The sequence below is a fragment of the Viridibacillus sp. FSL R5-0888 genome, assembly GCF_038009105.1.
Taxonomy (GTDB): Bacteria; Bacillota; Bacilli; order Bacillales_A; family Planococcaceae; genus Viridibacillus; species Viridibacillus arenosi.
Map to the genome: position 1 here is coordinate 2,290,925 of NZ_JBBPAU010000001.1, position 26,375 is coordinate 2,317,299.

24 protein-coding genes, 1 pseudogene and 1 other annotated feature are annotated in these 26,375 nt (G+C 36.1%); of the genes and pseudogenes, 5 read left to right on the forward strand and 20 right to left on the reverse strand.

Features of this window, described 5'->3' with window-relative positions; all coding sequences use genetic code 11:
* Positions 1 to 221: 221 nt before the first annotated feature.
* The 4 genes from MKY02_RS11375 to MKY02_RS11390 all read left to right on the forward strand — a co-directional run bounded on the left by MKY02_RS11375 (position 222) and on the right by MKY02_RS11390 (position 4,526).
* Entirely contained in the window at positions 222 to 614 is a 393-nt protein-coding gene (locus MKY02_RS11375; protein ID WP_083669553.1) for a DUF485 domain-containing protein, read from the forward strand.
* 5 nt (positions 615 to 619) lie between these two features.
* On the forward strand, positions 620 to 2,143 hold the full coding sequence (locus MKY02_RS11380; RefSeq protein ID WP_038182993.1) for a solute symporter family protein: 1,524 nt from the start codon (positions 620 to 622) through the stop codon (positions 2,141 to 2,143).
* A gap of 344 nt (positions 2,144 to 2,487) precedes the next feature.
* Positions 2,488 to 3,561 (forward strand): AbrB family transcriptional regulator, encoded by a 1,074-nt coding sequence (locus tag MKY02_RS11385; RefSeq protein ID WP_076034946.1) that lies wholly within the window; start codon positions 2,488 to 2,490, stop codon positions 3,559 to 3,561.
* A 146-nt stretch (positions 3,562 to 3,707) separates the two neighbouring features.
* A complete protein-coding gene (locus MKY02_RS11390) occupies positions 3,708 to 4,526 on the forward strand; it encodes a carbonic anhydrase (RefSeq protein WP_076034945.1) in 819 nt (272 codons plus the stop codon).
* Between the two features lie 122 nt (positions 4,527 to 4,648).
* Here MKY02_RS11390 and trpA read toward each other — a convergent pair whose 3' ends face one another.
* The 6 genes from trpA to MKY02_RS11420 are packed head-to-tail and all read right to left on the reverse strand — an operon-like array spanning position 4,649 to position 10,449.
* The gene (trpA, locus tag MKY02_RS11395; RefSeq protein WP_445329619.1) at positions 4,649 to 5,419 is read right to left on the reverse strand and encodes a tryptophan synthase subunit alpha; all 771 of its coding nucleotides are present in this window, start codon (positions 5,417 to 5,419) and stop codon (positions 4,649 to 4,651) included.
* Positions 5,415 to 6,623 (reverse strand): tryptophan synthase subunit beta, encoded by a 1,209-nt coding sequence (gene trpB / locus MKY02_RS11400; RefSeq protein ID WP_340711198.1) that lies wholly within the window; start codon positions 6,621 to 6,623, stop codon positions 5,415 to 5,417. Before trpB ends, trpA begins: the two co-directional genes overlap by 5 nt.
* Entirely contained in the window at positions 6,623 to 7,240 is a 618-nt protein-coding gene (locus tag MKY02_RS11405) for a phosphoribosylanthranilate isomerase (RefSeq protein ID WP_076034942.1), read from the reverse strand. The genes trpB and MKY02_RS11405 overlap by 1 nt, the downstream gene beginning before the upstream one ends.
* On the reverse strand, positions 7,237 to 8,025 hold the full coding sequence (gene trpC, locus MKY02_RS11410) for an indole-3-glycerol phosphate synthase TrpC (RefSeq protein ID WP_038181545.1): 789 nt from the start codon (positions 8,023 to 8,025) through the stop codon (positions 7,237 to 7,239). Before trpC ends, MKY02_RS11405 begins: the two co-directional genes overlap by 4 nt.
* The gene (gene trpD / locus MKY02_RS11415) at positions 8,022 to 9,053 is read right to left on the reverse strand and encodes an anthranilate phosphoribosyltransferase (RefSeq protein WP_038181542.1); all 1,032 of its coding nucleotides are present in this window, start codon (positions 9,051 to 9,053) and stop codon (positions 8,022 to 8,024) included. The genes trpC and trpD overlap by 4 nt, the downstream gene beginning before the upstream one ends.
* 22 nt (positions 9,054 to 9,075) lie before the next feature.
* Entirely contained in the window at positions 9,076 to 10,449 is a 1,374-nt protein-coding gene (locus MKY02_RS11420) for an anthranilate synthase component I family protein (protein WP_340711200.1), read from the reverse strand.
* A 74-nt stretch (positions 10,450 to 10,523) separates the two neighbouring features.
* Positions 10,524 to 10,767 (reverse strand) — a binding site (T-box leader).
* A 271-nt stretch (positions 10,768 to 11,038) separates the two neighbouring features.
* On the opposite strand from MKY02_RS11420, the gene MKY02_RS11425 reads away from it, so the two are divergent.
* Entirely contained in the window at positions 11,039 to 11,137 is a 99-nt protein-coding gene (locus MKY02_RS11425; RefSeq protein WP_327192116.1) for a VOC family protein, read from the forward strand.
* 316 nt (positions 11,138 to 11,453) lie between these two features.
* On the opposite strand, the gene MKY02_RS11430 is transcribed toward MKY02_RS11425, so the two are convergent.
* The 14 genes and pseudogenes from MKY02_RS11430 to MKY02_RS11495 all read right to left on the reverse strand — a co-directional run bounded on the left by MKY02_RS11430 (position 11,454) and on the right by MKY02_RS11495 (position 26,374).
* Positions 11,454 to 12,539, reverse strand: coding sequence for a helix-turn-helix transcriptional regulator (locus MKY02_RS11430; RefSeq protein WP_038181539.1), 1,086 nt, complete (start codon positions 12,537 to 12,539; stop codon positions 11,454 to 11,456).
* A 323-nt stretch (positions 12,540 to 12,862) separates the two neighbouring features.
* Entirely contained in the window at positions 12,863 to 14,236 is a 1,374-nt protein-coding gene (locus MKY02_RS11435) for an MATE family efflux transporter (protein ID WP_038181537.1), read from the reverse strand.
* A 742-nt stretch (positions 14,237 to 14,978) separates the two neighbouring features.
* A pseudogene (gene fabG, locus MKY02_RS11440) lies at positions 14,979 to 15,705 on the reverse strand (3-oxoacyl-ACP reductase FabG).
* Between the two features lie 219 nt (positions 15,706 to 15,924).
* On the reverse strand, positions 15,925 to 17,442 hold the full coding sequence (locus MKY02_RS11445; protein ID WP_445329608.1) for a cobyric acid synthase: 1,518 nt from the start codon (positions 17,440 to 17,442) through the stop codon (positions 15,925 to 15,927).
* An 11-nt stretch (positions 17,443 to 17,453) separates the two neighbouring features.
* Positions 17,454 to 17,990 carry a cob(I)yrinic acid a,c-diamide adenosyltransferase gene (locus MKY02_RS11450; protein ID WP_340711203.1) on the reverse strand — a complete coding sequence of 179 codons (537 nt, stop codon included), beginning with the start codon at positions 17,988 to 17,990 and terminating at the stop codon, positions 17,454 to 17,456.
* 21 nt (positions 17,991 to 18,011) lie between these two features.
* Entirely contained in the window at positions 18,012 to 18,575 is a 564-nt protein-coding gene (locus MKY02_RS11455; RefSeq protein WP_038181530.1) for a nitroreductase family protein, read from the reverse strand.
* Positions 18,576 to 18,620: 45 nt separating this feature from the next.
* On the reverse strand, positions 18,621 to 19,391 hold the full coding sequence (cobA, locus tag MKY02_RS11460; RefSeq protein ID WP_340711204.1) for a uroporphyrinogen-III C-methyltransferase: 771 nt from the start codon (positions 19,389 to 19,391) through the stop codon (positions 18,621 to 18,623).
* Positions 19,382 to 20,047 (reverse strand): precorrin-2 dehydrogenase/sirohydrochlorin ferrochelatase family protein, encoded by a 666-nt coding sequence (locus tag MKY02_RS11465; RefSeq protein WP_340711206.1) that lies wholly within the window; start codon positions 20,045 to 20,047, stop codon positions 19,382 to 19,384. Before MKY02_RS11465 ends, cobA begins: the two co-directional genes overlap by 10 nt.
* A complete protein-coding gene (locus MKY02_RS11470) occupies positions 20,023 to 21,393 on the reverse strand; it encodes a cobyrinate a,c-diamide synthase (RefSeq protein ID WP_340711208.1) in 1,371 nt (456 codons plus the stop codon). The genes MKY02_RS11465 and MKY02_RS11470 overlap by 25 nt, the downstream gene beginning before the upstream one ends.
* Before the next feature lie 65 nt (positions 21,394 to 21,458).
* Positions 21,459 to 22,586 (reverse strand): cobalt-precorrin 5A hydrolase, encoded by a 1,128-nt coding sequence (locus MKY02_RS11475; RefSeq protein ID WP_038181522.1) that lies wholly within the window; start codon positions 22,584 to 22,586, stop codon positions 21,459 to 21,461.
* Positions 22,579 to 23,364, reverse strand: a complete 786-nt coding sequence (cobM, locus tag MKY02_RS11480; RefSeq protein ID WP_038181520.1) for a precorrin-4 C(11)-methyltransferase — start codon at positions 23,362 to 23,364, stop codon at positions 22,579 to 22,581. The genes MKY02_RS11475 and cobM overlap by 8 nt, the downstream gene beginning before the upstream one ends.
* The gene (gene cobI, locus MKY02_RS11485; protein WP_038181518.1) at positions 23,364 to 24,071 is read right to left on the reverse strand and encodes a precorrin-2 C(20)-methyltransferase; all 708 of its coding nucleotides are present in this window, start codon (positions 24,069 to 24,071) and stop codon (positions 23,364 to 23,366) included. Before cobI ends, cobM begins: the two co-directional genes overlap by 1 nt.
* Positions 24,064 to 25,284 carry a precorrin-6y C5,15-methyltransferase (decarboxylating) subunit CbiE gene (gene cbiE, locus MKY02_RS11490; protein ID WP_340709026.1) on the reverse strand — a complete coding sequence of 407 codons (1,221 nt, stop codon included), beginning with the start codon at positions 25,282 to 25,284 and terminating at the stop codon, positions 24,064 to 24,066. The genes cobI and cbiE overlap by 8 nt, the downstream gene beginning before the upstream one ends.
* Complete coding sequence (locus tag MKY02_RS11495) at positions 25,262 to 26,374, reverse strand: cobalt-precorrin-5B (C(1))-methyltransferase (RefSeq protein ID WP_340711210.1); 1,113 nt, start codon at positions 26,372 to 26,374, stop codon at positions 25,262 to 25,264. Before MKY02_RS11495 ends, cbiE begins: the two co-directional genes overlap by 23 nt.
* Position 26,375 lies beyond the last annotated feature (1 nt).

A 26,375-nucleotide genomic window follows, 5' to 3' on the forward strand; every position in this document is an offset into this window, starting at 1 on the left:
ATAAACACGCGTTATTTTTACAAATATCCTAATTTCCTCATCTTAATCAGATGTTGAAATTAGGATATTTTTGATTTATACAGAAAAAAAACAACATAATATAGAAAGTTTTTTATTTTTTCATAGAAAAAGATTGCTATTTTAGACAAATTTGAATATGATTATCTCAAGGGTTTTTGGTAATCGCTGCTAACTCTTACTTTTATAAAGGGGGAAATTTTATGGATCAAAAACTTGAAAGCGTTCTCCAAGGCGTTAAAAATTCAGATTCTTCTGAAAAAACTTCAAAGAAACGCGATAAAGAGATTACAGCTGATGCTTATGTAGCAATTGCTGAGAGTCAAGATTTTAAGAAATTGGTAAAAAAGAAGAATTCATTTATCGTACCGGTCTCAATCTTTTTTATACTCTTCTACTTTACTTTACCAGTCTTAACATCATTCACAACAGTATTAAATGTCAAAGTAATAGGTGACATTACACTGGTTTGGATTTTTGCTTTTGCTCAATTTATCATGACATGGATTTTATGTATGACTTATGTGAGTAAAGCAAACAAATTTGACAAAGAAGCAGAATCGATTATTGAGAAAGTAAAGGATGGTGAGTACTAATGGGTATGAGTGTAATCGGTATTTCTTTCTTCGTAGCAATCGTAGGTTTAACTCTATTCGTTACATACCTTGCATCGAAGCAAACAAACTCAGCTAGTGAATTTTATACAGCGGGTGGCGGATTAACTGGCTGGCAAAATGGTATTGCGATTGCTGGTGACTATTTATCAGCTGCATCATTCTTAGGGATCGCTGGTGCAATTGCTTTATTTGGATTTGACGGTTTCTTCTATAGTATTGGTTACTTAGTAGCTTACTTAGTTGTGTTATATATCGTAGCTGAGCCATTACGAAACCTTGGTCGCTACACTTTAGCAGATATGATTACTGCTCGCTTCGACCAAAAGAAAGTTCGTGGAACTGCTGCAGTAAGTACAATTGTAATTGTATTATTCTACATGATTGCACAGCTAGTTGGTGCAGGCGGACTTATTCAATTATTATTAGGTATTGATTATTGGGTTGCTGTACTTCTTGTTGGTGTTATGATGACAATCTACGTTCTTTGGGGCGGGATGGCTGCAACAAGTTGGGTTCAAATCATTAAAGCCGTTCTATTAATGATTGGTACAGTTATTATTTCGGTAATGGTACTTTGGAAATTTAACTTTAATGTTCTTGAAATGTTCAATACAATGAAAACAGCAACTCCACATGGTGAGGGTTACTTAGTTGCAGGTGCAAAATATACAAATGGCGTAGATACTATGTCTATGATGATTGCCCTAGTTCTTGGTACTGCTGGTTTACCACATATCTTAATGCGTTTCTTCACTGTTAAAGATGCAAAAACTGCTCGTAGTTCAGTTGTATATGCAACTTGGATCGTTGGTATTTTCTACATCTTAACTATATTCTTAGGCTTCGGTGCTGCTGCATTCGTTGGTTCTGAAAAAATTATCGGTGCAAATGCCGCTGGTAACATGGCTGCACCACTTCTAGCTCAAGCACTTGGTGGAGACATGTTAATGTCATTCATCTGTGCGGTTGCATTCGCAACAATCTTAGCTGTTGTAGCAGGACTTGTATTATCTGGCGCATCTGCATTCGCCCATGATATTTATGGACAAATTATCAAAAAAGGTAAAGTTACAGAAAAAGAGCAAATGAAGGCTGCTCGTCTTGCTTCTATCGGAGTATCTGTATTCTCTATCATTTTAGCTTTAGGTGCTCAAACAATGAACGTAGCGTTCTTAGTATCTTTAGCATTCTGTATCGCTGCAAGTGCAAACTTACCTGTTATCATTTACACAATCTACTACAAAAAGTTCAATACAACTGGTGCAATGGCAGCTATGATCACTGGTCTTGTAACTGCTCTAGTACTTGTAGTATTAAGCCCTAACCTTTGGAATCCAGAAGGTACTGCAATCTTCACTGGTACTGCTCTATTCCCATTAACTAACCCGGCAATTATTTCTGTTCCTGCTGGTTTCCTTGCAGGCTGGATTGGTTCATTAGTTGGTGCTAAATCTGATGCTCGTAAATATGCTGAAGTTACAGTTAAAGCAAATACTGGCATAAAATAATCTATCTTTCTACTTTCAACTTACTAAAAACTGCTTACTAGCTTGCTAGGGGCAGTTTTTTTATTGTTTGCTATATACATAATCTTAATATATCTTCAATCTTATGTATCATTGACGACTATTTCGTATTTTATTTATCTACTAAGATCATTGACTCTTCAAGATATTATATTTTATTGTGAATAATATGATATTGCCACTTTCACTCCTTTATTATCTTTTTCATCTGGTACTGATAGTATAAACTGAGTTACTACCATAGTTCACAATAGAAAGATTTATTATTATCAGTAGTATCTGTCATAATAAATAGAGTACATATTAATCGATAAAGGATTATGATCATGAACAATACAACAAAACAAGTTATACTGACTGCAGTTATCGCCATTTTTGGCGTACTACTCTTTCAACTTATTCATGCCCCAGTTCCTTATTTACTTGGTCCAATGACTTCAGTATTAATTGCTACTAAGGTATTTCACTTGCAACTTAAATGGCCTAAGACTTTTCGAAATTCTGGTTTACTAGTAATTGGTTATTCACTTGGAAGTACTTTTACAACAGATATTTTAGTTGATATGGCACGACATGTACCTGTGATGTTTGGAATTACGACTGTTACTTTTATTATAAGTATTATTTTTGCATTTATCGTCGCTAAAGTTGGTCATATGGATTATCCTACTGCTTTAACAAGTAGTGTGCCAGGTGGCCTTTCTCAAATTCTTATTTATGCAGAAGAGATGGATGGTATAGATATGACGACCGTTACTTTCTTTCATACCATCCGTGTAATTATGGTTGTTTTTTTAGTGCCAATTGTTCTTCATTTGCCCTGGATACAATCCGAATCCTCTAATCATTTTATTGCAGAAACAGTTAGTGATATTAACTACGGTAATTTATCTCTATTTGCCATACTTTGCTTTTTAGGAATGCTAGCATCGAAAAAGCTACATATCCCTGCTCCTTATATACTTGGTCCAATTATAGTTACACTTCTTTGCAATGTTACATTCTTACAAGCTTCTCCTATGCCTAATGGTGTACTTAGTATTTGTCAATTACTTGTAGGAACACATATTGGTTTATTGTTAAAGCTAGAAAATTTACAGCATAAGAAGCGGATGTTTACATTAGCATTTACAAGCAGTTTATTACTAATTGCTGTTACTTTTTTATTAAGCGTTTTTGTAATGGTTAGTATAGAGAATACATCCATTATGACTGGATTTTTAAGTCTTGCACCAGGTGGTATGGATCAAATGGGTATAATCGCGCACGAAGTTGGCGCGGATGTCTCTACAATCACTATATATCAAGTTTTTCGAATGCTTTATATCTATTTACTAATTCCACCGTTTTTGACGTTTGTACTAAGACGATATCAAAATAAAAATCTGAACAGTCGATAACATATTTGGCTTATTTGAATGACGTTTAAAAATTATTTTCACTTTTTTAACAATCATTCAATTAATAACTGCAATTTATGGTTACCTTATTTGTAAGAAGCAACTTTGTAATAGACATTAGCTTCTGCAAAAAGGAGTGAAGTTTGATGGAAATCAAGAAATTTATCGGAATATTTGTTGCATCTGCCTGTATCTCGGTAGCCGTTTATGGTTCTCTAACCTATGCACCAGAAAAAAAGCTAGAAGAAGAAAAAGTTGCAACAACGGCTACACCAATAGAGTGGTCTTATGAAGGAGATACCGCTCCAAATAAATGGGCAAGTTTAGATCCTTCGTTTTCAATGTGCAGTAAAGGTACAGCACAATCTCCAATTAACATTGACCTTGAAGATGTAATGTTGGACAAAAATTTAGGAGATATAAAAATAAACTATCAGCCTACACTTTTTAAGCTTATGAATAACGGACACACTATACAAGCTACTGATGATTCCGGAAAAAACTCAATAGAAATAGATGGTGATAAATACACATTTTTAAGAATGCATTTCCATACACCGAGCGAGCACCAAATTAATGGCCAACATTTTGCTATGGAGGCACATCTTGTTCATGAAAATAGCAAAGGAGAAAAGGCGGTTATAGGAATACTCATCAATGCTGGTGATGAAAATAAATTACTAACCGATATTTGGTCAAAACTACCATCTAATATTACAGAAGCAGACATTCCTTTAACCAATACTATAAACCTTGCTAAATTATTACCTACTGACAAGAAAGTATATCGATACAGTGGTTCTTTAACTACGCCACCCTGTTCTGAAGGTGTTAAATGGTCAATTATGCAGCAACCCATTGAAATGTCGAAAGAACAAATTGATGCATTTAAAGCTATAATCTCAAATAACAACAGACCTGTTCAACCTCTCAATAATAGAAAAGTGTTGAAAATGGCGGAATAAACATACGTATTATATTTCAATTTATGGACTTCTTTAATCTACTATTGTTCTGTAATAAGTTTATAATTCTTCTACAACAATAAACCCCTTACATATTTCTAACATGTAAGGGGTTTTGCATTTTACACAGACTGTTTATTTAACAACTCTGTTATTTGTTTATTATTACCATCATGAAAAGCTTGAACAATGGCACTACCTACAATGACACCATCTGCCATAGCACCGATTTCCTTCACTTGCTGTGAATTTGAAATACCAAACCCTGCAAGTACCGGTACTTGACTTACTTTTTTCAAATTAGCTAAATACTGTTCAAGTTGCTCTGTAAATTCTTGTCTCACACCAGTTGTACCATTAACAGTAACAGCATAAATAAATCCTTCTGCAGCTTTAGCGATTTTTATAATACGTTTTTGCGGACTTGTTAATGATACGAGTTGAATAAGTGCAATATCTGTATCTTGTAATTCACTTGTGATGATAGTAGATTCTTCTAACGGTAAATCAGGAATGATTAGACCACTTACTCCACTTTGTTCACATGCTTTGGTGAAATCTTGAATACCATATGCAATGATTGGGTTCAAATATGACATTACTACGAGTGGAGTATGAATTTCATCTTTAAATTTTGTAATAGTTTTTAATATATTACGTAGATTAGCACCGGCTTCTAATGCACGAAGGCCTGCCTCTTGGATAACTGGTCCATCTGCAACAGGATCTGTAAATGGAATACCCAGCTCTATTGCAGTTACACCACTATCTTGTAAAAACAATATCTGTTCGCGAAGGGAATCTAGTCCCCCGTCCCCTGCCATAATGTAAGCAACAAACGCTTTTTCACCTTGTGCTATTTTTGCTTCCATCACTTTTTGTAATGTTTTAATTGCCATTATTAATTCCTCCTAATGCATCTCGAACAGTTTGTACGTCTTTATCTCCACGACCTGATAAGCAGATTACTAAAATCTCGTCTTTTTTCATTTTTTTAGCTAGTTTGGCTGCATAGAAAATAGCATGTGAACTTTCAAGTGCTGGTATTATTCCTTCAGTTCGGGATAATAATTGCAAACCTTCTAGTGCTTCTTGATCTGTTACAGCCTCGTACTTCACTCTGCCGATATCATGTAAATGGCAATGTTCCGGTCCAACAGCTGGATAGTCTAAGCCTGCAGATATAGAATGTGCTTCTTGAATAAAACCATTATCATCTTGCAGAACATACATATACGATCCGTGCAATACGCCTTCTTTTTGATCTGCAATAGCCGCTGCATGTAAACCTGTTTCGAGTCCACTTCCTGCCGCCTCTACGCCATAAAGTTTAACGTCTTCATCATTGACAAATGGATGGAACATACCGATTGCATTACTACCTCCACCAATACATGCTACGATAGCATCAGGTAATCTACCTTCTCTTTCAACAATTTGTTTTCGTGTTTCAAGTCCAATAATACGTTGAAAATCACGTACAATTTGCGGGAATGGATGTGGTCCGAGAGCCGAACCTAAAATATAATGGGTATCTTCTACATTTGCGACCCAGTAACGAAGAGCTTCATTCACAGCATCTTTTAACGTACCAGCTCCTTGGTCGACAGAAACTACTTTTGCACCAAGTAATTCCATACGGAATACGTTTAACGCTTGTCGTCTGACATCTTCTTTTCCCATGAAAATAATACACTCTAAGTCAAACAGGGCACAAACAGTGGCAGTAGCTACACCGTGTTGACCGGCACCTGTTTCAGCAACAATTTTCTTTTTCCCCATACGCATAGCAAGTAGCGCTTGACCTAATGCATTATTAATTTTATGAGCACCTGTATGGTTAAGGTCTTCACGTTTTAAATAGATTTTCGCACCGCCAAGTTTCTTAGTTAAGCGCTCAGCGTAATATAGTGGATTTTCACGCCCTACATAATCTTTTAAATAGTAATTTAATTCTTCATAAAAAGCTGGATCTTGTTGAGCTTCCTTATAGGCATCTTCTAATTCTATTAATGCAGTCATCAATGTTTCGGGTACGTATTGACCACCAAATTTACCATAACGTCCTGCTTGCTTCTGCTCGATTGTTTTTACCATTAAGATCTCTCCTCACCTTTTGCTGCTTGAATAAATGCTTTTATTAACTCATTACTTTTACGTCCATCTACTTCTACACCGCTAGAGACATCTACCATATATGGTTGAACACGATTAATTGCATCTCCTACATTTGTAGGCGTTAGACCACCTGCTAATATGAGTCGATTTTCTGAAATGCTATGTCCTTGTAGTAGTTGCCAATCGAATGATATACCACTTCCCCCTTGGAAATCAGTTCCCGGGGCATCGAATAATAAATAATCGGTCTTATACTTTGAGCCATTCTCTATATCTTCAACCTTTTTAACTGCTAATGCTTTAATAGAAGGAAACTGACATGTCTCAATATATTCAGGTGTTTCATGTCCATGAAACTGCACATAGTCAAGTGGTACCGTATCTACAATTTGCTCTAACTCTTCAATTGTTGGATCAACAAAAACGCCTATTTTAAGTACACCTTCAGGCACGAACTTGGCAAGCTCTTTAGCTTTGTCAATTGAAATTTGGCGTTTACTCGCTGCAAATACAAAGCCAATGGCATCGGCTCCTGCTGAAACTGCCGTTTTAACATGCTCGGGTTCTTGTAAACCACAAATTTTTACTTTTGTCACTGTATTTCCACACCTTTCTCCACTTTGAAAGTTTCTATAGTTTGTGCAACCTCGCCACTTCGCATTAATGTTTCTCCGACTAAAATGGCACTCGCACCATGTTTTGCTATAATTTCTGCATCCTGTGATGATTGCATACCGCTTTCACTGATTAATACTCGTTTTTCATGGAAAGGGAAAATGTCTGCAATCTCAGCAGTACGCGCTAAATCTACATCAAATGTTTTTAAATCACGATTATTAACACCTATCAATCTAGCATCCAACTTAAGAGCTTGTTGAAGTTCATCTGTATTATGTACTTCAACCAGAATTTCTAATTTAGATTTTATTGCATATTCATAGAGAGTTTGTAATCTCTCTAGTTGTAATGCCGCCACGATTAATAAGATGACAGAAGCACCTGAAGCTTTTGCCTGATCAATTTGAACTTCATGAATGATAAAATCTTTACATAAAAGCGGTATTCCAACGGCGTTAGATACTTCTTTCAAATCTTCGAATGAGCCTTTGAAAAAAGGAGTGTCAGTTAATACTGATATACAAGCTGCTCCAGCTTGCTCATAAATCCTAGCTTGCTCCACTGGATTGGCACCTTCATTTATTAACCCTTTAGAAGGAGAGGCACGTTTCATCTCAGCAATGATTTGTAGTCGTTTTTTTTGATAAAGTGCGTCGAATAGAGATGGTCTTTTAGTTGACCCTTTAATTTTTTCTGGAGGGTTTTGTAGTAATTTTAGGACTTCATTTTCTTTTTCTTTTAAAATCCGATCCAAAATCGTCATTTTATAGCCTCCTGTTTTTTACGAGCTTCACTATATGCCACTACAGCATCTAACTTTTCTAAAGCTTTACCTGATAAAATAGTATCAATTGCTAGATCGACTCCGACCTTAATGTGATCTACTATTCCGTATGCAAATAAACCAATAGCTGCATTGAAAACAACCGTATCAAAATATGCATCTCTTTTACCACCTAGTAATTTGCGCATAATGATGGCATTTTCAGTTGCATTTCCTCCACGAATTGCTTCAAAGGGTGCAGATTTTAAACCAACATCTTCAGGTGTTAATGAAAATGGTATTAAATCTTCATGATCTACTAAAACAAAATCATTTTGACCAGCGAGCGATGCTTCATCCATACCTCCAGCTCCACATACGACAATTCCGCGATCTCGACCGAGCATCTTCATAACAGCAGCATATTCCATTGTGAATTCAGGTCTATTAATTCCTGTAAACTGCGTATCTAAAGTGACTGGATTTGTTAATGGCCCTACTAAGTTGAAAATCGTTGGTTTACCGATTTGGCGTCTCACTTGACCAATTCTTTTTAGTTTCGGATGGACATTTGGTGCATATAGAAAGGCTATTCCATGTGTATTTAAAAGTTCGACTGTTTCATCAATCGTTAGATCAGTATGAATACCTAGTGCTTCAAGTACGTCAGAGCTTCCTGCAGCACTGGAGATTTTTCGATTACCATGTTTTGCAATTATCGCTCCTGCACCAGCCATCACAAATGCTGCAGTTGTGCTTATATTGAAACTATTCACACCATCTCCACCCGTACCACAATTATCCATATATCTTGCAGTCGGAGCAGGTACCTCTAACGCAAAAGATTTCATAACGGTCGCAAGTGCTGCAACCTCATGAGCAGTCTCCCCTTTTTTCGCTAAAGCGATTAAAAATGTCTTAATATCATGCAAAGCTGTCTCATCTTGAAACATCAGTTTTGATGCTTGAAGCATTTCATCAAATAATAAATGTTGATTGTTCTCTACCACTTTTATAAATTGTTTCATCATGCACACTCCTCATGTAAGTTCATTCACCTTTGAAAGAGATTAATGACTTTGCCTTTGCTTCCGTCTCGTCAAACTCATTAGAAGGAATTGAATCTTTAACAATTCCTGCTCCTGCTTGAATATACGCTTTATTGTTTTTCACAAGCATAGATCGAATCGTAATAGCAAAATCTATATTTCCGTTAAAACCGATATAACCAATGGCTCCACCATATGTGCTTCTATGAGTTGTTTCAATTTCATCAATAATAGCCATTGCCAAGTGCTTTGGTTTTCCCGTCACCGTTCCTGTTGGGAATGTTGCTGAAAGGGCATCTAGAGCATGAAATACTGGTGATAATTTGCCTTCGACATTTGACATGAGGTGCATGACGTGTTCAAATCGAATAATCTCCATGTAGTTTTTCACACGTACTGTAGCAGGTGCACATATATGGGTTAATTCCTGTCTAGCCTCGTCAAGCAAAACATTATGCTCTGCAATTTCTTTCGGATCATTTAATAACTTTCTTGCTTGATGTTCATCTTCATCTATTGTTTGACCGCGACTAACAGTTCCCGCAATTGGATTTACCTTCACTATGTGATTGGTAACACTGACTACACATTCCGGTGAGGCACCGATTAAAATATGTTGATCAAATTCCACATAGTACATATAAGGTGAGGGGTTCTGTTTACGCAATTTTCGATAAATTAAAAATGGATTTCCAGTCAAATCGGCGGCTAGCTGACGTGAAAGTACCACTTGCTCGACCTCACCGTTTTCTATATGTTGTAACGCTTGATTAACTTGCTTTTCAAATTTTTCTCTAGTCACATTGCTTTTAAATTTACTTAAATGGTAGTCTTCATCGATTATTTCATTGCCGGTCGAAATTTCCTGTGCAATAACTTCTAAATCTGGTATCTCTTGTTCTGGATTCACAGCAGTATGCAGAATGGTAACGATATCTTCAAAATGATCAAAAATGATAATTGTTTCATAGATTTGAAAATTCACATCTGGTAGATCCAACTTGTCATCTAATATAGAATCCATCTTTGCTGCACCGTACCCAATATAACCAACAGCCCCACCAGTAAAAGGAAAGGCAGATTTTTCTGTAATTCTAGGCATTAATCGTTTTAATTGAGTCAATAAATCACCCGTATACTCGTAGCTTTTACCTGTTGTGAATTGTTGTTCAATTAACTTTTGCCCACTACCACTATAAGATTTTAAAGGGTTCTCCCCAATAAACGAATATCGTCCTGATTCTTCGGATTTTGCTGAGCTTTCCAACAAAAATTTCCGTTGTCCTTTTAACCTATTAAATATTAATATTGGTGTTAATGTATCGCCTGCTAATTTCTTCACTGTCGTTCTATAACTTAATTTCTCTCTGCTCATAACTTAACCTCTCCTCTTCTCAACTCTTTATGAAAATTGCATAAAAAAAGTCCTCTCGAAAGGAAAATTCCTTTCAAGAGGACGATATTCACCGCGTTGCCACCTCAAGTTGAAGCATTTAATATGCTCCCACTTAGCGTATCAAAAAGATACTACCCATAACGTAGGTTAGACGTCTATTAGTAATTAGAAGTAGGATCACTTCGGTTCTTAATAGCTCTCATAAGTCCATTCATATAGGAGATAGATCAGTTTTCACCTGCCACTGACTCTCTACACTACCACACCTATACTACTACTCTTACTCTTCAATTTCTCTGCTATGCTAATCTCAACTGTTCTAAAGGTGGTCTCGCTCCCGAAACCTGCTACCTATCCCGAACAAAATTGTTAAGATTTATATTAAGCTTTGAAATCTGAAATGTCAAATGAAATTTAAAAGAATGCATCCACTGAAATAATTGTGATTTTCATTTTTTACTTTTATTAAAATATCAACGTAAATTATTTCACTTCCATTATAAAAAAAGGATTAACAAATAAAATGTAGAATAGATTTTATAGCGTTAAAAAAGGAGTGATAAGTTATATGTTTGAAAGAATTGGCACTATAAGTTTTCCAATAAGTGATATTGAAAAATCTAGCACTTGGTATCAAAAATTATTAGGGTTTAAAGAAGTTTATTAAGCTGAATGCTCGAGTATTAAATGTTGGAAATAGTGGCGTACCATTAACGATTGAGGCAGGAAATACTTCTCTTAAAAATCAAACTTATCCAATATTTTTCACAAAAGATATTAAAGCAACGCATAAGAAGTTAATGGAATATGGTGTAGATGTAGGGAGCTCAAAACTGAAGGAGTAAAGAACTTTTTTGAGTTTTTAAGATTTAGATAATAACAAATTACAAGTTTGTTAATGAAAATAGTATCAAACAGCTAAGTTATTATAGGCTTGGCTCTATTTCATTACATACCAAGCCTATTTAAGGATTATATCAACTTTATTCTTCTTTTATTCTTTTTATTATTTTTAAATATTGCACATCCCCTAAACCATAATTAGGAAACAGATGGAACAAGTTTTTCAGTAATTCACCCTGAGATATTTCTAGGTGTTTTTTTATGTAAGCTGTGATTTCATTATCTTCTTTTAAATAATCCAAATAAAGTTTAATACCTTGATAAGTGACAGGCAATACTTGAACTTTTGGTAGTTGATGTTGGATCAATACTTGTTGATATATTTCTTTGTAACCTTCTGGCATTACTTCAATCTCTTCTACATCATAGGTCAATTCATTAACCATATGGAAGAATACCTTTCCTCTATAGTTCACCTGGTCTAAATATGCCAGTATTGTTAGTAAGTTCATCTGACAGAACATGTCCTCACCAAACCATAAAACGATGCATTTGTATTGATTTACAAAAAGAGGTTTTAAAGAGTTAGTGGTAATATTCTCATAATCTTGTAAAGACACTTCATGTCCTAAAGCTCTTAACTTTTTAAATTCATCACTGAATATTGTATAACATGTATCATTTGAACACATAGCTTCATTAAAAGGAACATAATCACTTTTCCCCATTAACTGATGTTTAGAAAATTCCTCATACATCACCTGCCCATTTAAGATATTCAAAATATCTTTGTCGAATTGCTCATTCATTTTATTTTGTAAATTTTCAATCTTTAACTTCTGTGAAATATCCATCATTAAACCTCCCTTTGTGCCATTCATATTAAGTTTCACATAAGACTGTAGTGGTGAAGGATTTTTTCTAAAAGCATTTGGACTGATACCAAAAGTAGTTTTAAATGCTCTTGAAAAAGCCTCCTGAGATGAAAAACCATATTTGAATGCAATATCAATTGTTTTTTGTTCTGTTTTTTCAAGTTCAATGGCAGCTAGGTATATCTTTCTAAGTGCCCTATATCTTTTAATACTAATACCTGCCATTCGATGAAATGAAAAAGAACAGTAATAGGGTGAATAACCCATATCATTACCTAAGTTCTTTAATGAAAAATCATCAAATAAATGTTCCTCAATCCAGTCAATCATCTCCTGAATCATATTGTTCATCCTCCACTTCTGCATTTATTATAAGCGAAATGGAAAGTGATGTTTTGATATAAGTTGTGTTTAATTGTTATTTTTAATGCTAAATTGAACCGATGTGGATGCATTTTTATCAGCAAAAATTCATATAGATTCTTTACTTTTTTTATTTATCTTAGTGGCTTGTTTTTGATTTTTTATATAGACTAGCGAGGTTTATATTTTATTAATTAATTGTCGTATATGATTATCAAGTTAAAGATTCTTATATTATTTATATAGATACTTAAAGGACCAAGAGCGATTTTATGCTCCTGGTCCTTTAGTCAATTTGTTATTTTCCCAATTTATTGAAACATGGTATTTAATGTTTTCTTTTTCCAGAATAATTGTTGATACATAGATTGAACTATGAAATTGACGATAAAGGCCATAGGATAACCTATCCATATACCATTTAACCCTAGTGTTGTGTTATGTGAAAGGAAATAAGCTACTGGTACTTCAATAATCCAAATACTAGAGATTGTAAAAATAGTCGGCCATAAAACAGTACCGGTTGCTCTCATTGTTGCTGAGATAGACTGTGTATGCCCCAATATAACATAGCTCCAAAATGAAATAAGAATTAGGTTATGTGCGATATCAATTGCTTCACCATTATCTAAAAATATTTTTAAAATTGGATTTGATAGCAAATAGACAATTAATATGAGCAATCCACCAAGAAGATAATTCAGTTTAATTCCTATTTTTTCTATTTTCTTTATTTTAGAAATATCCCCTGATCCAACAGACTGTGCTACAAATACAGATATCGCAATTGAAATGCTAATTGCAGGTATTTGTACATAGCTCGCAATTTGATTGGCAACACCATATGCTGCTGTTGCATTTGAACCATAACTATTCACAAAGGTTATAACTGCAATTTCTGACATCGCCATCGCTACCATACTTATACTTGAAGGTAGCGCTAATTTTAACAATGCTTTCAAAACTGCGCCTTTCAAATGAAAATGACGAAGAATCATTCGGTCTAATTTAAGAATGTGATTACTCTTATGCAGGTAGCCTATCAGAAGCACTAATGAGATTAGACTTGATAATACAGCAGCATAAGCCGCACCATTTAATCCGTATTCAGGTAACCCAAACCAGCCAAAAATAAGTATAGGTAGTAAAAGAAGATTTAAAATTACACTTATGATTAAAAAATAAAATGGTGTTTTGGAATCACCTACACCTCTCATAAATGTTGTATACACCATATTTATGAAAGTAATAGGTAATGTAATAAATAGAATTTGAGCATATTCTACACTTTCACCAATAATATTCTTGGGTGTTCCCATCCATTTAAGAATTTCACCCGTAAAGACACTTCCAAAAATAGCACCAACAACTGAAATCACAATCGTAAAAGCTAATGTGACTCCAACGATTTCCTTCAATTTCGTCATATTTCCCCCACCATAAGATTGCCCAATTAAAATCGAACTTCCTGAGCCTATCCCAACCGCAAAGGTGATAAGGAAAAAGAAGAGTGGAAAGAATGCAGAAAGTGCTGCTAAAGAATCCACTCCTAGTGTTTGCCCAACGATAATAATCCCGAAAACTTGGCCTAATGATTGAATAATACTAGCCAAAATCACAGGAGTAAGAAAAGCTATCATAGGCTTAGATATTGATATTGTTTTATTTTCAAAAAGTTCATTCATATAATACTAACTCCTTTATTAAAAAGAACAATAATGATAAAACTCACTTTTAAAGTACTTATTTGTTCCATCAAAATACTCTTCTTCGTTTTTTAAAAATCTTAAAGTACTGTAACTCAAAATCCTCATAACTAAGATTCATTTACTTAAATTCCAACCAATTATTAATATTGCTTGTTCTTGTTTAGTCATTCTATATTCAAGACCCCCTCTTTATTATGTTTCGTCAATCAATCTACTTATCCAAACAATAGTTAACTCTATTTACAAATAAACAAACGATATACAATTACGTTTACCTAATAACAAACATAATAGTATATCGTTTGTCATTAGTCAATATTCCTTAGTGACTTTCTCTTGTTTTTTCTTATTAGACTAGCAAGGTGTGTATTTATTTCCGAAAATGTCTGAATATAATAAAAGAAAAATGTTATAAGTATTTATATAGACAAAAATAAGACCAAGAGCGATTTTATGCCCTTGGTCATTATTAAATATCTATTTTGTATTTTAAGCCTATATTCACTGATTTTAAGGTACAAATCCTTTGAAACTTGGTATCTATTATTAAAGCTTGTATAAAGTTCTAAACTATATTTACATATTTTCATATTAAGGCAAATATTTATAGACAAAAAAGGATAGCTTACATTTTGAAGAATCAGTTGTAAGCAAGCCAATTTACGTGTTTATTTCTTAATTCATTCATAATTTGTTTTACTCTAAACGTATATACCCCTTACATCATGATCGCTCCATCTACATGAAGTACATGACCATGAACATAAGATGCTTCCTCTGATGCTAGAAATGGATATGCATTTGCAATATCTTCAGGCTTCCCTATCCTTTGCAACGGTATGGTTGCTGTCATCTTTTCAATGATTTCTTCCTGCATTTTTTTCACCATTTCCGTTAATGTAAAACCAGGAGCGACAGCATTGACGTTTATGCCTTTGCGACCAAGTTCCTTTGCCCAAGATTTAGTCATGCCAATAATACCTGCTTTAGCAGCTGCATAATTTGTTTGTCCAACATTGCCATACACACCGCTAACGGAAGTCGTATTAATAATTTTTCCATACTGATTCGCTACCATATGCAATGCTACTTCCTGCGTACAATGAAAGACACCATTTAAATTTACATTTAATACTTCTTGGAAATCTGTTTCAGTCATTTTTGTCAGCATCGCATCTCTCGTAATACCTGCATTATTTATTAAGATATCTATACGCCCAAATCGATCTATCGTTTTTTGAACCATTGCCTTAACACTTTCCCACATCCACTTCTATAAATAGTACTCGTTCTGCATTAAGTGTTTTTACAGCTTCTTCACCAGCCCATTTAGCATAGTCCGCTATCACCACCGATGCACCTTCTTCAAGAAATCGTGTTACTGTTGCATAACCAATTCCATTCGCACCACCTGTTATAATGCCTACTTCTCCTTTTAAACGCATTTGATCAACCCCCTAATGGATTCATTTGAAATTTCTTTACAAAACTACCGTAACCAGTTGCTAATTGTATTGTGATTTCATAGTTTCCTTTATAGTAATTGATTCGACAATGACTCCAAAACTCCTTTGATTCCCTACATATCATCAGTTTTTTTATAAAGTCAAAAAAATTCCGAGCAGTCTCCTATTACCTATTTGAGACTGCTCGGAATTTAATATTTATATAGTTGAGGGTGATGTAAGTTTCATGATTTCATATACTTTTTCCATATCGGTATGCTTTTTTACATGCTCCGCAAGTAACTGATAAGCATCTTCACGGCGTTGTGCATCGGTTTTAACCTCTTCTGAAATAGCAGGTAAACCCTTTTCAATTCTTAAGGCATTTACTATTTCACGAGTATATTCTCGGTTATTAAAAATTCCATGGAAATATGTGCCGATAACACGCCCATCCGATGATACTGCCCCATCTAAACGGCTATCATGTAGTTTTAAAAAGGCCATTGTATTGGAATCGTGTATTTCAGTTTGACCTAGATGTATTTCAAAGCCAGTTAGCTCTTGTCCTTTAGACAATAAATTTCCAGTCATTTGTTTCGTTTTCTTTGAAGTATTGAAAACCGTGGTGACTGGTAATAACCCTAATCCTTCAGAATTACGTCCATCACCTTCTACTGCTTCAGGATCTAACAATTGATCCCCTAGCATTTGGAATCCTCCACAAATACCGAAAATACGTGTCCCTTTTGCACGAAGCTTTTGAATCGCTTCCACAAAACCTTCATCTCGAAGCCATTGTAAATCATCTACAGTGTTTTTCGTGCCCGGTAATATCAGTAAATCCGGTGTACCAAGTTCACTTAATGACCGTACTAATCGAACGCCTACTTCTGGTTCATCAAAAAATGGGTCTACATCAGTGAAATTCGAAATTCTTGGTAAACGAATCATCGCTACATCGATAGCAAACTCTTGTTGTTTTGGTTTTTTAAATCGAAGTGATGATAAAGCCAATGAATCCTCTGCTTCAATATTAATTTCTATGTAAGGTACCACTGCTAACACTGGAATACCAGTTGCTTTTTCTAACCACTCAATACCATCATCTAATAACTCACGCATACCTCTAAATTTATTAATAATAATACCTTTTACACGTTTGCGCTCAGCTTCATCTAATAATGTGAGTGTGCCAATTATAGATGCAAATACACCACCACGATCAATATCAGCAACAAGAATAACAGCTGCGTCTGCTAGATGTGCCATCCGCATATTAGCAATATCTCGATCTTTTAGATTAATCTCAGCTGGGCTACCCGCTCCCTCTAAAACGATTATTTCATATTCGTCTTGAAGCTTGCGTACTGACTTTTCAACTATTGGCATTGCTTCTTGAACAAAGTCGTTGCGATATGAAGTAGCTGTCATGTCTAGGAAGTGCTTACCATGCACAATAACTTCAGATACCATATCTTGCTTTGGTTTTAATAAGATTGGATTCATATCTGTCGTTGCAATAACTCTTGCTGCCTCAGCCTGCACGCCTTGTGCTCGACCAATTTCTCCTCCATCAATTGTAACGAAAGAATTCAGCGCCATATTCTGTGATTTAAACGGAACAACTTTGAATCCTTCATCTGAAAAAATACGACAAAAAGCAGTACAAATCATACTCTTTCCAACGTCAGATGCTGTTCCTTGTATCATTAACGCCTTTGTGGTCAAATTCATTCCCTCTTTCCTTAGAATTCTAATCCTTTAACTGCTGGAATACCTTCATCGTAATAATGTTTAGTCGCATCAATTGTAGAAACTAAATCTGCAAATTGGACTAGTTCCTGTTTTGCACTTCGTCCAGTAACAACCAGGTGCATTGTTTTTGGTCGATTTTGAATCGCTTCAATTACTTCTTGAAGTGGTAACACATCATCAATAAGGAATTTCGTAATTGACAATGCATTATTAAGCTCATCTAATACGAGTAAATCAATAGTTGGATCTTCAAGGGCTTCCTTTGCTTTTGTCCAAGCTAATTGTAATGCATGTCTATGTTCTTCTGGTGTTTTAGTCCAAGTAAAACCAATACCCATTTGTTCCATTTCAACACCCAATTTTCGAAGGGCCAATGCCTCTCCGTAAGTACGTTCTGGAGATTTTATAAATTGCATATACCTGACATTTAGACCACGACCTACTGCTCGTAGCGTTACTCCTAGTGATGCAGTTGTTTTACCTTTGCCATCCCCAGTATACATCAAAAATAGTCCTTGACGTGCCATTTAAATACCCCCTAATTTTCTTTATAACCACTTAGTTTTTTCTTCGTAAGAAGTACGTTTTGTAGGTGAGACTTCACGACCTTCTTCTGGATAACCAATAAAAACTGTACCAATCACTTTTTCATTTTCAGGAGAACCGATAAAATTTATCATACGATCATCATGTACTAAACCCACACCTCGTGTACGCCATACAAATCCTAACCCTAATTCTTTGGCAGCTAACCACATCGAATGAATAGCACAGCACACGGCAAATATATTATCCTCTGAATCATCAGGTTTATCTGGTATTTGATCCGCTGTTACAACAATGGCAACAGGTGTTGTTGTAACGACTTTTAAAGAGCTCTCAACTAAATGAGGTTTTGTAGGGAAACGTTCTTGTAAATAAGCTTCCGCCATTTCCTCATAACGAGTCATTGCTTCACCTTGGATTACATAAAAATTCCAAGGTTCGCGTAAGCGATCATTTGGGGCGAAAGTTGCAGCCTCTAGTAATTGTTCAATTTTCTCTTTTTCAACAGGCTTGTCCTCATAGTTACGGATAGCACGTCGCTCTTTTAAAATTTCTAAAATAGACATTTATTTATCTCCTTTTCATTACTCTCTATAACAGTTCACTATATCTTATAGCACGACAGCAGAAAGTTGTTTTTCATACCATTTAATTTTATCTCGCATTTGCACAACCTCACCAACTAATACCATCGATGGGTTATGGTATCCTTCGCTTACGACTAAATCATGAATATTTTCTAATATCCCAGTTAATGTTCTTTGTTGATATGTTGTTCCCCATTCTATAACTGCCACAGGTGTTTTTACATCTTTTCCATGGGCAATCAATTGAGAGCTTATATAAGCTAAATTACCGACGCTCATATAAAAGGCAATCGTATCGATTCCTTTTGCCAAAGCATCCCAGTTCAAATGGTCTTGTCCTTTATCTTCTCTACCATGTCCAGTGACAATTGCAAAGCTAGAAGCATATTCACGATGAGTAACCGGAATTCCTGCATAAGCAGGTGCAGCTATTCCTGCAGTAATACCAGGTATAATCTCGTATTCAATACCTTGTTCGGCTAGTACTTCCGCTTCTTCTGCTCCTCGACCAAAAACACAAGGGTCTCCGCCTTTTAATCTTGTAACCGTTTTTCCCTCTAATGCTTTTGAAACTAATAAATCATGAATTTGGTCTTGAATTAGGTGATGCTTCCCTGGTGACTTTCCACAGAAAATCAGTTCTGCATCCTTTTTAGCATGTTCAAGTAATTTCGGATTAACTAGTCTATCGTATGCAATAACATCAGCCTTTTGAATACATTCCAATCCATAGACTGTTATTAGTCTTGGATCACCTGGACCTGCACCTACTAAATACACTTTTCCTACTGCCATGGCGCAATCCCCCTTTGTAAATAATGTTGAAATAGCTTATCACGTTCGGCTATTTTACCTTCTTTCGTTAAGGTTAAAAATTCCGGCAGTAAAAGAGCTTCTAATATTTGCTTCTTTCTTATTTCATCTATCACATTCGTTAATACTTCCGTACGTGCACTTTGCAAAAATGCGACATACTCTTCGTAGTAGTCATCAAATTGAAGAGATAAATCATCTTTTACTTTCTTTGCTAAGCCAGGATTGGCACCAGCCGTTGAAACTGCAATTGTTAAATCCCCTCGTCTCAATGTAGCAGGTACAATAAAAGTACTACTAACTGCGTCATCGACTATATTCAAAAGTTGATGTGACATAGTACATTCTTTTACTTTTGCATTAACAGCTGGATGATTCGTTGCAGCAATAATGCAAAAAGCATCTTCTAAATCAGAAGCTTCAAATGACTTTTGAAACCATGTAATGAGATCATTTCGCCATTTTTCTTGCAGTTTTTCATGTAGAACTGGGCTAATGACAGTAACAATGGCTCCGGCATTTAATAGTGATGTTACTTTCCGATTTGCCACTTTGCCTCCACCAATGACGACACAATATTTACCCTTCAACTGAAGCATGATTGGATAATATGTCATTGTTGTTGATGTCTCACACATGCATTCACCCACTGCTCTACTAATTCAGGGTTTGATGCGAAATGGAAATGCGTATATCCAGCAACTAAATTCCCGTTTAAATAACCTTCTGCCTTTTTACCAAAACGCCCTGTTGTTTCATAAGCTGATTGAATTTCCTCTAAAGCTGTAAAAGTGGAGTAATGAAACTCATGCCCTTTAGCCATTTGATTTTCACCAATTATGAAGTTACTTGGAGAGCCGGTAATATCACGATACCCTAGTGCAGCAAGCTTTTCTTGCATTTGTACAGCGCCAGGAATGATACCAGTCATTGGATATGTATTGCCTTTTGTATCTGTAATAGAATCTGTTAAATACATAAATCCACCACATTCTGCTAAGGTAGGCATACCACTTTTCACTGCCTGTCGTATTGAATGTTTGACAGCTTCTTGTTTTGAAAGCTCAGCCGCAAATTCTTCTGGGAATCCCCCTCCTATGTATAGTCCATCCACATTTTCTGGTACTACTTCACCATTTAGTGGTGAGAAGAAAACAAGTGATGCACCGTATGCTCTTAATAACTCTAGATTTTCTTCATAATAAAAATTAAAAGCAGCATCCTTTGCCACAGCAATTGTTACGCCTCTATCATGTCGTTGGTCAAATAATCCACTAGAGAAATGCGCAATTTCAGAGGTTTTTGCCAATTCATAAATGCGATCTATATCGACGGTTTCTGAAATGAGGAATGCAAGTTGGTCAAAGAATGGATTCAATTCACCACGTTCAATAGCAGGTATCAAACCTAATTGTCGACTTGGAATATCAATACCATTTTCACGTTTTAAATATCCTAGTACAGGAATACCACACTCTTGTTCAATGGCGGCCTTAACTATTTTATAGTGATTTACACTACCAACTTGATTGGCAATGACCCCTATAATATTTGGCGTATCCGAAAGTATTTGGAATCCTTTAACGATGGCTGCTACACTACGGGCCATACTGGCACAATTAACGATGAGTAATACGGGACTATCCGTTATGACACTTATTTCAGCTGTGGAACCTGCATCATTTAGTGGGCTTTTACCATCATAAAACCCCATTACGCCTTCAATAATGGAAATATCTGCTCCTGAACTCGCACGGACTAGCATTTCCTTAACAGTTTCATGATCAAACATCCAGCTATCTAGATTACGAGAAGTACGGCCGGTTACCGCTGTGTGATATGAGGGATCTATATAATCTGGACCACATTTGAATCCTTGCACTTGATAACCTTTCTTTTGCAAAGCAGCCATTATCCCAATTGTAAAAGTCGTTTTTCCAACGCCACTTCCTGTTCCTGCAATTACTAGTCTTCTTGAACTCATCACTTATCCCCCCGAGATTGCAATTAAAACCGGCATAAACAACCGGTTTTAATTAGCAATTGATACTATTCATCATGTGAAATGACGGCAACTGAAATAGTTGTGTTACCTGATTTTTTCTTAACTAAAGCTAAATCATCTGAACCAGTATATAAGCGAACTGCTGGTTCACTTACACCATAAGCACCTGTATATTTGAACACAGTATCTGATGGTGCTTCGATTGTGGCAATATTCAATTCAGTTGGAGTGTAGTACTTAAAATCCCATCCATATTTTGCAACAGTTTGAAGGAAACCTTGCTCATCTTTTTTTAAATCGATTGTACATAGTGCTTTGACACTTTTAATCGAAATTTGAAGTTCTTGCAAAGTTTCCAAAATAACTTGTTCAATCTCTTCTGAAGATGTTCCGCGATTACAGCCCATTCCGATTACGACATTCTGCGGACGATAAACAACGCCATTTTCTAATATGGCTTCTTCAGCTTTTGTTAGCAATCGGTGCGTAATGATTAATGCCCCTTTTGGCTTTGCATCTAGAGCCTTTGTAATGCTCGGATATTGTTTGATGTTTTCTGGCATAGGTGTTTGTAGATGCCACCAGTTTTTCTCACCAGACTCTTGTACAATCGCAACAGGTTCCTCATTTACTACAGATGCACTTACAGGCGTTAATTTATCTGCAGAATCCCAAACCCAGCCAAAGCGAGCACCGAAAAGGTCTACTGGAATTGTTTTTTGAACATCTGATGCAGTTGTAATAACTGCACGAGCATTTAAAGCAGAAGCTACTTCGTGTGTTAATTCATTTGCTCCACCTAAATGACCTGATAGAACACTGATGACATTTTCCGCACGGTCATCAATGACGACAACTGCAGGATCTGTCTTTTTATCTACTAAAATAGGTGCAATCATACGTACTACAGCACCAAGTGAAATTATCATGATGATACCTTTATATTGTTTGAACAGTGTTGGTAACAACATGCGTACACTTCCTGTAAATAGTTGAATATGCTTTTGTTGTTCATCACCTTGTTCAAATTTACTCATATAGTATACGTCTGAGTGTACAAATGATTGATGTAGATTACGTGCTGTTTGTACACCGTGCTTCGTTATAGCAACAATGGCATATTGATTATGTTGAACTACAATCGGTTCAATTCCTTCTTGTAATTCAATCATTGAGGTTCACACCTTTTCGGAATCCGTGAGTAAATGTTGCATCGTATAATTTTGAGCGGTACTCATCTTTATCATGAATATTAGGATCAAGCGCCCAACCTGCTAAAATCATAGCATGCTTACGAATACCATTTTTTCGCATATCTTCATCTAGATTAATAAGCGTTGTACGGACGATTTTTTGATCTGGCCAAGAAGCTCTTTGTATTACGGCAATTGGCGTATCATCGCTCCAACCAGCTGCTTGGAGTTCTTTGACAATTTTCTTTGTTAAAGTAGCACTCAAAAATAATGCAATCGTACAATGGTGGCTTGCTAAATCACGAAGTTTTTCAAATTCAGGTACTGGAGTACGGCCCTCTGCACGAGTTAAAATGAGTGTTTGTGTTAAATCTGGAATTGTTAACTCAGCACCTATAGCAGCAGCTGAAGCGAAAACCGAACTGACTCCTGGAATAACTTCTGCATGAATATCTTCCTTTTTCAGTAATGCCAGTTGTTCCATTGTCGCACCGTACATTGCAGGATCACCTGTATGGATGCGTGCTAGTGTTTTACCAGCATTCACTCGGTCAACTATGACGGCGACCATTTCTTCTAAATGCATACCTGCTGTTTTAATTACTTCAGCTTCTGGTTTTGCTTTTGCAATAAGCTCATCATTTACTAGTGAATCTGTATACATCACTACATCTGCAGTTTGTAAAATATTTAAGCCTTTTACTGTGATTAAATCTGGATCTCCAGGGCCTGCCCCAACTATGTATATTTTTTTCATTATTTGCGCACCACCATTAATGTTAAGTATTCTAGCTCTGCATCTTCTAATTCATCCATTGACCAAATGACTTCCTCATCAGAGGTAACCTTTGTCACGACAGAAGCCTTATCAAATAGATTTAAATCCTTTAACACGCGAATCATTAAATCCATTACTTTGGCTACTTTAATGAATACGACAGCATCATGATCTTCAAGTGCTTTTTTCATGGCATCATAATCATCAGTAGCTGGAATAATCGCAACATGGTCATCTCCATCTGCAAGTGCAATACCTAAACGTGAAGCTGAACCGTTGAAAGATGAAATACCAGGAACTGTTTTAATCTCTATTTCTGGGTGCAATTCTTGCATCAACTTCATCATATGGATGAATGTACTATAGAGTAGAGGATCGCCTTCAGTTACAAATGCAACATCTTTGCCTTCTTGTAATTTTTCATATACTAGTTCCACTGCTTTATTCCACTCTCGATCAAGAATCTCTTGGTCCTTTGTCATTGGGAAAACAAGTCCAAGCATATCTTTTTCGCCTGGACGGATATATACATCAACAATGCGTTGTGCATAGCTTTTACTTCCTTTACGTTTTCGCGGATAAGCGATAACTGGTGATTCCTGAATCACACGGAATGCCTTAACTGTTATAAGTTCAGGATCTCCAGGACCTACTCCTAGACCATATAAAGTACCGAAATTACTCATGGATGTCTTCCTTTCGTTTTGCCGTAATAATATAGATTGGATTCAAAGGTACAAATCGTTTCATACCTAAAATTGGTTTACTTCTTGAAATTTGTGCATGCATAATTGATGTTTCAAAACCAAACTCATCGAATGCTTCATTCGCTCGGTATAAATTTTCGATGGTCGCAGCATTTAAAACAATTCTTCCACCTTCAGTTAAACGCTCACAACATACTCTCAATAGATCCTTCATGTTACCACCTGTACCACCGATGAAAATGGCGTCTGGATTCGGGAATGTTTCAAGTCCCTCAGGCGCTTTTCCGTGAACCGCTGTTAAATCGGTACGGAATTTACGTTGATTTTGTAGACAATTTTCAAGATCACCTTCATTTTTTTCAATCGCAAATACTTGTCCTTCTGGTGCCAGCTTCGCAGATTCAATAGCCATGGAGCCCGTACATGTACCAATATCCCAAACGATACTACTACTCGTTAATTGCATAGCATATAAACTTAAAACTCGAATCTCTTTTTTCGTAATCAGCCCTTTATCGGGTTTACGTTGTGAAAATTCTTCGTCATCAATGCCTAATGTCCATTTTGGGCTTTGTCCAACTTTTTTTAGAATGACAACATTTAATGAAGAGAACTCGAGATTTTTCATGTCCTCTAATTCATACCAGCCGTATTTTTCGTCTTCACCTTGAATATTTTCTGCAACATAAGCTCGGTATTCTGTCATGCCAAAGGATAATAAATATTCTGCGATTTTACTCGGGCTATTATCAGAATCCGTTAACAATGCGATTTTCGATTTGCCATCGATTTTTTGTGCCAAGCCCTTCATACTGCGTCCATGAACACTTATTAAATAAGCATCTTGCCAACTCTCACCCATTTTTGAAAAAGCTAATTGAATGGAACTAAAGTATGGGTAAACTTCGATATCTATTTTGCTAGTTAAATAACCTCCTAGACCATAAAATAATGGGTCCCCTGATGCTAAAACAACTGTTTTACGCTTTTCATTTTTCAACTGTTCTACTAAAGGTTTCAATCCGCCTTTTACGACAATTTTTTCACCAGAATAGTGAGGAAAGAATTCAAGTAGTCTTTCTCCGCCTACCAATACTTCACTATCTTCAATCCACGATACGTATTGAGGTAATAAACTTTCTTGTCCGTTATCACCAATTCCGATCAATTTAATCGATTGAGTCAATGCCATCAGACCTCCCTAATAATTGTCCTTTCATGGAATAAATTGCTGTGTCCATGATAAGGCCTCCACGCACATGATTGAGAGAAGCTGTACAACAAGCTTCACATAAATGATTAAAAAACTGGTCAAAACCTTCTTCCATCATCATCTCACCAACTTGAGAAGCCGTATTTGCTCCCACCACTTCTTGCACTAGTTCGTCTGGTGCTCCTACGTCTTTCGCAAGTTTTGCCATAAATTCAAAATTGATGGCAGCACTTTTCGAGTGCACCATCATGACACCTTGAGCAACTTTCGAAAATTTCCCCATCATGCCTACTAACGACACTCTTTTAATACCTAAACGTTTACAATGCTTAAGTGCAAAACCGACAAAATCACCCATCTCAATGAAAGCTTCCTCAGAAAGTCCTTCATATTGTTGCATGCCATATTTTTCACTTCGCCCACCTGTTGTCAACACGACATGTTCGCAGCCCATAGCAACTGCTACACTAATCGCCTGGACAATACTTGCCATATAAGCAGAACTAGAAAACGGTACAACGGTTCCTCTAGTACCTAATATAGAAATACCACCGATAATTCCGAGTCGACCATTTAACGTTTTTTTTGCAATTTCTTCTCCATCTGGAACAGAAATGACAACCTTTACTCCACGGTCAATTTGAAATTCATCTAGCGTTTCTTGGACGGTAGTGTTCAACATTTTCCTTGGGACTGGATTAATAGCTGCTTCTCCAACAGGAACAGGAAGACCCGGCTTGGTCACTCGTCCCACGCCGACTCCTCCATCTAAAATTATTCCAGGTTGATCGCCCCAGCTGACAGTAGAAATAATCAATGCTTTATGTGTTGCATCTGGATCATCTCCGGCATCCTTTATCGTTTCACAACTTACTGAATTTCCTTCAAATGTATTTTTTTCAATAGTAAATGTCGCATCTCGGCCCACCGGCAAATGGATCGTTGCTGTTTCTTGTGCTTCACCAGTAATAAGAGCCGTTAAAGCTGCTTTCGTTACTGCTGTTGCACAAGCGCCTGTTGTATAGCCATGACGCATTTGCGATGGATCTTTTTTCTCTTTCTTTTGCATC